The 2,033-nt window shown below is 36.5% G+C and carries 2 protein-coding genes; both read left to right on the top strand.

Annotation, left to right across the window (positions count from 1 at the left end; all coding sequences use genetic code 11):
* Positions 1-895: IS110 family transposase (locus tag CCU_RS05240; protein ID WP_208896013.1), on the top strand; the 895-nt coding region annotated here is incomplete at its 5' end.
* Between the two features lie 278 nt (positions 896-1,173).
* On the top strand, positions 1,174-2,033 hold an 860-nt coding region (locus CCU_RS05235), incomplete at its 3' end, for an acyltransferase family protein (RefSeq protein ID WP_208896012.1).

The following is a 2,033-nucleotide window of genomic DNA, read 5'->3' as shown; positions in this document are numbered from 1 at the left end:
GAATAACATTCGCAAAACGAAGACAGATAAGGTCGACACTTATATTATTGCTAAAACTCTTATGATGCAGGATGATCTCAGATTTGTCAGTTTCTATGACCTTGATATGATGGATCTTAAGGCCTTGGAGCGTTTTCGTCAGAAAACCATAAAACAACGCACCCGATTGAAAATCCAACTGACAACCTATGTTGATCAGGTTTTTCCGGAAATTCAATACTTTTTTAAATCCGGTCTGCATCAGAATGCTGTCTATGCTCTTTTAAAAGAAGCACCTTCTCCAAAAGAGATTGCTTCCATGCATATGACTCATCTGGCAAATCTGCTCAAAGTGAACTCGCACGGACACTTTACCAAAGAGCAAGCCAAAGAATTAAGAGTTCTCGCACAGAAGTCTGTCGGTGCTAACGACAGCACTATATCTATTCAGATAACTCAAACCATTCAACAAATCGAGTTACTGGATAGCCAATTAGAAAAGATTGAAGCTGAGATGACGGATATCATGAAATTCAACGATTCTGTCATCATGATCATTCCTGGTATCGGTTATATCAATGGTGGAATGATTCTTGGTGAAATAGGTGATATTCACCGTTTCTCCAATCCAAACAAGCTGCTTGCTTTTGCAGGTCTGGATCCTTCTGTTTATCAGTCTGGTAACTTTCAGGCTAAGACAACAAGGATGTCCAAACGTGGCTCTCGTATTTTACGATATGCCATTGTAAATGCAACTTGGAACGTTGTCAGAAACAACGCTACCTTCAAGGCTTATTATGATGCCAAGAGGGCTGAAGGCCGGTCTCACTACAATGCACTGGGGCACTGTGCCGGCAAGCTTGTCAGAGCCATCTGGAAGATGCTCACTGACGAAGTAGAATTTAACCTCGAATAAGAGGTCTGTATACCAATATCGATAGTATTTTAGAAAAAACCACCCTAAGGGAGCTCTATTAAAGTTTACCCTTTTTACCACCGATATAGAAAAAGGATTTTTTTTGCTAATTTATGGTTGACTTTTCATAGCTGGTCTCCTCCGATATTAATAACTGGACTCTTTTATATAACTCTCAATATTTGTCAATACCGGGTTGAGTATACTACAAAAATATTGAAAATACTACATTTTTGTTATATATTCCTTTAATATAGGATAAATAGGGGGATTTATAAATGGAAACTCAGAAAAAAAGGATTGATTATCTGGATCTGGCAAAGGGGATTGGTATACTTCTCGTTGTATGGGCGCATGCAAGAGGTCCTTACAGCAGTTATATGTATCAAATGCATATGCCTTTCTTTTTCATCATATCAGGTCTCTTGTATAGTTCCAGCAAGCCACTAAAACAATTTATCAAAGGTAAAATAACCAGCCTGTATATTCCTTTTGTTTTTTGGAATTGTTTGTTCATCACCATAAAATCATATATTCATGGTGTTGATATTAAAACAATACTCAACATGGATTTCAAAGTCTTACTTACAATTGAAAAAGATGGTCAGTTTCTTGGTGCTACATGGTTTCTCGGCGCTTTATTTCTGACATCCATAATATACAAACTCATTGATACTTATATCAAAAATTCAAAGTTCAAACCTTTTGTAATGCTATTGCTCTCTGTAACAGCCGGAATAACCGGATTTATAATAACATTCGACCACATGTTATCCAGAGTTCTTGTTCTGAGCATGTTTTTCGGATTTGGAGTTTTTGTAAAAACATATATAGAAAACTTTAAGTCTGTTGATTGTTGTGCTCTTGCCATAGTCTCTGCTTTAATCTTCTTAATAATAGGCAAATACAACTCTGCTAATATGAATGCAAATCAATACAGGTATCCGCTTCTTTTCGTCGTAGGTGCAGTTGGAGCATCATATGCGCTTCTGTATTTTTGCAGATGGATTGATATGTTATGTAAAAAGATACATGTATTGGAATATATCAAAAATATTGGAACGTTCTTTGGAAGAAACAGCCTAGATATACTGATATGGCAGTTTGTAGCATTCAGACTTGTCATCTTATTACAAAT

The sequence above is a fragment of the Coprococcus sp. ART55/1 genome (assembly GCF_000210595.1).
Taxonomy (GTDB): Bacteria; Bacillota; Clostridia; order Lachnospirales; family Lachnospiraceae; genus Coprococcus; species Coprococcus aceti.
This window is presented reverse-complemented; position numbering and strand designations above follow the sequence as displayed.